The organism is Palleronia caenipelagi (assembly GCF_007004065.1).
Taxonomy (GTDB): Bacteria; Pseudomonadota; Alphaproteobacteria; order Rhodobacterales; family Rhodobacteraceae; genus Palleronia; species Palleronia caenipelagi.
On sequence record NZ_VFSV01000014.1, the window covers coordinates 66447 to 73364 of the forward strand.

A 6918-nucleotide genomic window follows, 5' to 3' on the forward strand; every position below is an offset into this window, starting at 1 on the left:
TTGCCTCCCTTGGGTTTCGCGTCGTTACGTAACCAGCGTATGACCGCAGGGCAAGCCTTGACCGGACCCGGGTGGTGCTACAGGTCTGTCTGCGAAAGGACCTGCCATGTATCCCATCCTGCGCCTCGCCAAAGAGTTGTACGTCCACCGCAACGACCCGCCGCTGGAGATTTTTGACACCCATGTGAGCCATCACATTTGCTGGCCCAACGATATCGACATCTGGATGGAGCTGAATAACGGGCGCACCCTTACTCTGTTTGATCTGGGGCGGGTCGTGATGTTCAAGCGGCTGGGGATCAACGACCTGATCATACGCAAGAAATGGGCGGGCACTGTGGCTGGATCCTCGATCCGTTATCGCCGGCGTGTCACCACATTCATGAAGCTGGAAATGCGCAGCCGGGTGATCGGCTGGGACGAGCGGTTCATCTATCTCGAACAGGGCATGTATCATAAGGGCGAATGCACCAGCCACGTTCTGATGCGCACGGCCGTCACGGACCGGACGCGGATCATCCCAACGGCCGAAGTTGCCGCAGCGCTGGGGGCGAGCCCAGAGAGCCCGCCGTTGCCCGGTTGGGTACAGAACTTTGCGGACGCGGCAGGCGAGCGTCCCTGGCCGCCGCATCTCTGACCGCAATAGCCCTTTGCAGTTTCGTCCCCGCGCTGTTTAGTGACCCGATGACAGCGGGGGATGGAACATGGCGGAGATCAGCGCGGGTAAGCGCATCTGGGGGTGGTACTTCTTTGACTGGGCGAGCCAGCCTTACAGTACGCTCCTGATCACCTTTACCTTCGGTCCATACGTGGCATCTGTCCTACAGGACGGCAGTCGGGCACAGGCAGCCTGGGGATTCGGCATCGGTGCAGCCGGTGTGGTGATGGCTGTTCTGGCACCGGTCCTCGGTGCCATTGCGGACAGGACCGCGCGGCGGTTGCCGTTCATCTGGCTGTTTTCAGCTTTTTATGTGGTCGGGTCCGCGATGCTTTGGTTCGCAGCGCCCGATGATTTCAACCTGATCAATACCATGTTCTTCTTTGGTCTGGGTATGGTCGGGATGGAGCTGGCAACGATCTTCACCAATTCGATGCTGCCGGATCTTGGTCCGCCGGAAAAGACCGGGCGTATCTCTGGCAATGGCTGGGCCTTCGGATATTCGGGCGGGCTGATCGCGCTGGTCATCATGCTTCTGTTTTTCATGGAAGACGAGGCGACGGGCCGGACCATGATCGGGCTGACGCTGCCCTTTGGTCTGGATGCGGCGGCGCGCGAAGGAACCCGCTTTGTCGGGCCGTTCACAGCGATCTGGTATGTGGTGTTTATCGTCCCGTTCTTTCTGTGGGTCCGTGAGCCTCGTGCGACCCGTAAAATATCGGGCGCGGATATCAAGGGCGCCCTCGCGGATCTGGCGACCAGCCTGCGGACACTGCCACAGCGACCAAGCCTCTTTGCCTATCTGGGCAGTTCCATGCTCTACCGGGACGGGCTGAATGGGGCCTATGCCTTCGGCACGATTTTTGCCGCCGGTGTGCTGGACTGGACCGTCGTGCAGACCGGGACTTTCGGCATTCTCGCCATCATTGCGGGCGCCGTGTGTGCCCTCATCGGCGGGCGGGCTGATGATCGTTTCGGTCCCAAGCCTGTCATCATCGCGGCGGTGCTCACCCTGTCTCTCGCGGTCATCGCGTGCCTGTTTATCACACGGGATCAGGTTTTTGGCATTCCGGTGGTTCCGGGCAGTTCGCTGCCTGACATCGCGTTCTATGGCATCGGCGTGATGATCGGCGCCGGAGGGGGCGTTCTGCAATCTGCGAGCCGAACCATGATGGTGCGTCAGGCCGACCCGGAGCGCATGACCGAAGCGTTTGGTCTCTATGGGCTGGCGGGCAAGGCGACCTCGTTCCTCGCACCGCTCTCCATCGGTGCTGTAACGGCGCTCACCGGGTCGCAGCAGCTCGGCATCACGCCGCTCATCTTCCTTTTCGCTTTGGCGCTTTTTCTGCTACGCTACGTCAGGACCGACGGAGATCGAGCAGCATGAAAACAAAACTGATGGTCGCGGCTCTGGCGCTGGGCGTGTTGGGCGCTTGCAGCGGCGCGAGCCGGGACATTCCCCCACCCAGCCTCGCCGGAGTCGAGGTGACGCGCGCTGGCCTCGCCAAGCAGCTCTTTGGCAACAAAGCCCGCCCCGCCGCGCTGCCCACCGCGCCCTACGGATTTTACTCCAAGGGCTGCATCGCAGGGGCTGTGGAATTGCCTGAAACCGGGCCCACATGGCAGGCGATGCGCCTCAGCCGTAACCGCAACTGGGGCCATCCCGAAACCATCGACTTCCTGAAGACGCTCAGCCGCAAAGCTGCTGCGCTGCCGGGGTCGAACGGGCTCTATATCGGCGATATCAGCCAGCCTGCGGGCGGGCCGATGCTGACGGGCCATGCCAGCCACCAGATTGGCCTCGACGCGGATATCTGGCTGATGCCCGCCTCTCTGGGCCTTGACCGTCAGCAGCGCGAGAACATCTCGGCGGTCTCCATGCGCCGGGCCAACGGCGCCTATGTGAATGAAAAATGGAGCCGCTATCAGCAAGAGGTGGTGAAGGCCGCAGCCAAGGATCCCCGGGTCGAGCGGATCTTTATCTTCCCCGGCGCCAAGGTGCAGATGTGCGACACCGAGACCGGCGACCGGTCCTGGCTGCGCAAGGTGCGTCCGTGGTACGGGCATCACTATCATTTCCACGTCCGGCTGAAATGTCCCGGCAACGCGCCGGGATGCGTGGCGCAGGATCCGCCGCCGCCGGGCGATGGCTGCGCCGATGCGCGGCAGTGGCAGCGCAACATCCTGAACCCGCCGCCCCCCGATCCGAACGCGCCGAAGCCCAAGCCAAAGCGTGAGCTGACCATGGCGGATCTGCCGCAATCCTGTCAGGCCGTGCTGGCCCGCTGATCGTAGCAAGACAAAAAAGCGCCCGGTGAGATGTCTCACCGGGCGCTTTTCTGTTGAGAGAGTGGCGGACCGAGGGACCGCCCGCCACCGCTCTCAGCCGTCTTCGCCGTTGACGTTCGGAACCTCGGTGGGCTCGGACATGTCCTCGACGCCATTGGCCTCACGCCGCTGCTCAGCACCGGCTTTGTAGATCGGGCGACGCGCGCGGTTAACAGCCCCGAGCGGGCGATGCTCTTCCAGCGAGTGCCAGACGGAGAAGGACATATCTTCGGCCACTTTGAGGTTTTCCTCGGGCGAGATGTCCTGCTGCGGGATGATCAGTGTGGCCACGCGGATCGGCTGGGTGTCTTCGACCATCCACTCGACCATCGGGTTTTCCAGCGGTTGCTTTTCCACGTCCTTCTGGAGCTGGATCAGGAACTCGTAGCGGACTTCACCTTCCTTCAGCGTGTCCACCAGATACTCACGCTGATAGGTCAGCAGCATCACGTCCGGACGCTCATTGCTGGCGCCGCTCTGGGGGCGCAGGGTGTATTTCGCCACGCGGTCGCCGAACTTGTAGGGGGTCTGGCTCCAGTACTGGATGCCCGCGGGGTTATAGGACTCCTCGGCGATCATCGCGCCGATGGTCTGAACCGAATCCGGATGCTCTTCGGCCCACTTCTTCAGCTCTTCGGGTTCACCGACCTGCGCCTGAAACAGGGTCAGGTAGCTGTCCAGATCCTTCACGAAGAAGGTCGGATGGTTGATCATCACGAAGTCCTGGGTGGTGGCGTCCTCGAAACCTTCGAGGATCTTCGGACCCTCAACCCCAAGGACCTTGATCGCCATACCCTGCGGCTGCTGCACCACGTCCGGGGTGACCATCTGTGACGAGGAGGAGAAGCGCACCACGGCGTCATATTCGCCGCCATTGGCAAAAATGCCCTGCCGGAACTCGGCGGGAAGGTGCGGCTCAACAACCAGCTTGGCCTCGGCCAGACCGTGAGTCTTGGGGTGGGCGTCGCGCTTCATCGTCTTGTCGCCCGGGTAGGTGTCACGCATGCGCTGCAGGACGACCTCCTGGATGCCTGCGATCAGTTCGTCTTCGTTCGGGGCCATGACCTCCTGCTCTTCGGGCGAGGGCAGTTTCATGTCTTCGGCAAGCGCGGCAGATCCGCCGATGGCGCCGGCGGCCGAGAGCAGCAGGGGGAAAGTTTTGGTGAATTTCATGAGATAATTCCGATCTCTGGGGAGAAGGGTGCACCCCTCCGGGAGGGCCGGGGCGGGCAGCTCACGCCGCCCGCCTCCTAACATTATTTCTTGGTCGGCTCGTCTTCGCCGGTGACTTCACCGGTGGACACGTAACCCTTGGGCGCTTCGCCCTGACCGTTGAAGTAGCCAGACGGTTTCACAGCGTTGAAGTAGTTGCTGCCATCGGCCCAGGCATCATCGAACTCACCCTCGGGACCACCATAGGGGGCTTCCTGGTTCGGGCCGTTGGGCAGGGTCTTGAGGTATTCGATGATCGCATAGCGCTCTTCTTCACTCAGCGCACGGCCCACGACACCTCGACCCAGCGGCGCGTCCTCGAAGGAGTGACCGGCATTCGACATGCCCACCAGAGTGGTGTCGAAGGTGTAGTCGCCGGAGCCCTCTTCGGTTACGACGCCCAGCTTCTTGGGGTCGAACTCGCGGCCCTGCACCCACTTTTCCTGACGCTCGGAGGCGGGCAGGAGCAGCTCATAGATCGTCGGGATGGCGCCGTTATGCAGGAACGGACCCGTGGCCCACATGCCCTCAAGCGGCGCGGCCTTGTAAGTCGGGATGGTCGGGGCACCTTCCTCGGTCAGGCCGTCGGACGGATCGGAATAGTTGTTCCAGGCCAGCCATTCGTCTTCGGTCAGGTTCAATTCTGAGATGTACTTGTCGATCACGCCGGTCTTCAGAACCACCTGAATGTCGCCGGACGAGGCCGCCTTTTCTTTGTTCGGCATGTGCTCTTGCATCAGGCCGGTCCACTTGCCCGGACGCGGATCTGCCGTCGGCGAAGCCCACCACATGGGATCCGTTCCCATATAGGCCAATGGCACCATACCGTTTTCTACAAAGCGCTTGCCTTTCATACGCTCCGGCGACCAGCGATAGGGGTAGCTGGTGTGACAGGAGGAGCAGTTCTCGGCCACGAGTTCTTTGCCTTTCGCGGCCAGATCCTGATCGATCTCGCCGAACACCTCGGCGGGCCATTGCGGCGCCTCCAGCTCACGGATGTCGACTTCGAGCTGATGTTGCTCACGCAGGGTCACGGTCGATTCGAACAACTCACCCTCATCGGGATCCATGTTCACGCGTACCATGGCACCCAGGGACTCCCCGAGATTCCGGGTGATCGGGCGGTGCAGAATGCCACCCCACTGGACCCAAGCCGATTGCGGCGCATTCCAGACGAAGGGTGACTTCGTCGGCGACATGCCCATTTCCACGTTTTCCGGCACCTCGGGGTAAACCGCGTCGATCGTGTTCGGGATCTGGGTCACCGCATCCATACGGCCGGGGCCGAGATCATGGGGGCTGCCGGCCACGCGATCCACGAAATAATCGATATAGACGCTGGCTTGTTTGAGCTCCTCGCGGACCTCGTCCTTGCTCATGCCATTTGCCGCGTCTTTCACCCGCTCGTAAAAGCGGTCAAACTTGGCCTCGTCATCCAGTGTCGCGTGCGTCGCCTTGCGCACTTCATCGGTGAAACGCGGCATGCTGTAGATGTGGTTCGAGCCACCGTCGATGCGGATGGTCTTGCCCTCGTAATACAGTTCCGCCGAGTGGCAGGAAGAGCAGGTCAGACCGACCCAGTCACCCTTGAACACGCCATCCTCGACGCGGTTCAGAGCCAGACCGACCGGCAGGCCCTCGGGGTTGAACTCATCGCTCTGCTCGCCTTTGAGAAGGCCGAGGGAGTGGTAATAGTCGGGGTCGGAGAACAGCCCATCGCTATCCGCCTGCTCAAGACCCTTCCAGAAGGCCAGCGGCAGCATCGCGGTGCCTTGCGAGCCATGGTAGTAGAATTGCCGCTGCTCTTCGGTCCAGCCTTGGTCAAGGAAGATCAAATCTCCCTCCGCGTGGCTTTCCGCAAAGGCGGGCGCGCCGATCACAGCAACGGCTGCCATGGCAAGGTGCGATACGTGCTTCCTAAAATTCATATGAGAGTCCCATCCCCGTCCCGTTTTAACAAAGCGGCCCCGCACCAGAGAAGCGGGGCATCGTCCAGCCGGTTTAGATTTACCAGCATCGAGGTGAGAAACGCGTAAAGTTGTAACAAGTTCCCGAAATTCTCCGAACATTCGGATATTGGCGTCACGAGAGTAGTCCGACTTGAAAGCGGGCGCGTGGCTGGCTTTTGGTCTATCGGAATGATCGTTTCATGCGCAGGTAATGGAAGCTCGGGCACTCTGTGGTCGTTTGATGTCGTAACAGTTTCTGCTCTTGTCGAGGATGATTTGGGCTTCTCGCAGCGCCTGAAAGATCTCGCCATTCAGCAGGTCGCCGCGCATCTGGCCGTGGAAGCTCTCGCACGATCTGTTCTCCCTGGGGTGAGACGGATCAGGAATGGTTCTCCCCCACTGAAGTGGTCCTCCGCTATGTTCAGGAAAACGGAGGAATACCATGGCCAACAAGCGATCCAAGCCAGAGGAAATTGTTACGAAGTTACGGCAGGTTGAGGTTCTGACGGGGCAAGGGATGCCGCGTCTGGATGCGATCCGCCAGATCGGCGTGACTGAACAGACGTTCTACCGCTGGAAGAAAAAGTACGGTGGAATGGGCACGGACCAATTGAAGGAACTAAAGCGTCTTCAGAAAGAGAATGAGCGGCTGCGCAAGGCTGTTTCGGATCTGACCCTGGACAAGCTGATCCTGGCGGAGGCCGCAAAGGGAAACTTCTGAGCCCCGCTCGTCGCCGTACCTGCATTGATCGTGTTCGTGCAGAACTGAAC

General features: G+C 61.0%; 6 protein-coding genes and 1 pseudogene. 4 read left to right on the forward strand and 3 right to left on the reverse strand.

Features of this window, described 5'->3' with window-relative positions; all coding sequences use genetic code 11:
* Positions 1 to 106: 106 nt before the first annotated feature.
* From FEV53_RS10130 to mepA, 3 genes are all read left to right on the forward strand, one after another.
* On the forward strand, positions 107 to 637 hold the full coding sequence (locus FEV53_RS10130; RefSeq protein WP_142834697.1) for an acyl-CoA thioesterase: 531 nt from the start codon (positions 107 to 109) through the stop codon (positions 635 to 637).
* A gap of 67 nt (positions 638 to 704) precedes the next feature.
* The gene (locus FEV53_RS10135) at positions 705 to 2045 is read left to right on the forward strand and encodes an MFS transporter (RefSeq protein WP_142834698.1); all 1341 of its coding nucleotides are present in this window, start codon (positions 705 to 707) and stop codon (positions 2043 to 2045) included.
* Positions 2042 to 2947 (forward strand): penicillin-insensitive murein endopeptidase, encoded by a 906-nt coding sequence (gene mepA, locus FEV53_RS10140; RefSeq protein WP_142834699.1) that lies wholly within the window; start codon positions 2042 to 2044, stop codon positions 2945 to 2947. Before FEV53_RS10135 ends, mepA begins: the two co-directional genes overlap by 4 nt.
* 93 nt (positions 2948 to 3040) lie before the next feature.
* On the opposite strand, the gene FEV53_RS10145 is transcribed toward mepA, so the two are convergent.
* The 3 genes from FEV53_RS10145 to FEV53_RS22105 form a co-directional block, all read right to left on the reverse strand.
* Complete coding sequence (locus tag FEV53_RS10145; protein WP_142834700.1) at positions 3041 to 4159, reverse strand: catalase family protein; 1119 nt, start codon at positions 4157 to 4159, stop codon at positions 3041 to 3043.
* An 83-nt stretch (positions 4160 to 4242) separates the two neighbouring features.
* Positions 4243 to 6093 carry a di-heme-cytochrome C peroxidase gene (locus tag FEV53_RS10150; RefSeq protein ID WP_142834701.1) on the reverse strand — a complete coding sequence of 617 codons (1851 nt, stop codon included), beginning with the start codon at positions 6091 to 6093 and terminating at the stop codon, positions 4243 to 4245.
* Between the two features lie 252 nt (positions 6094 to 6345).
* Complete coding sequence (locus FEV53_RS22105) at positions 6346 to 6591, reverse strand: integrase core domain-containing protein (protein ID WP_425465480.1); 246 nt, start codon at positions 6589 to 6591, stop codon at positions 6346 to 6348.
* Between FEV53_RS22105 and FEV53_RS10160 the strand changes: the two are divergent.
* Positions 6590 to 6918: pseudogene (locus FEV53_RS10160) on the forward strand (transposase); the annotation flags it as partial. The gene FEV53_RS22105 and the pseudogene FEV53_RS10160 sit on opposite strands and share 2 nt — an antisense overlap.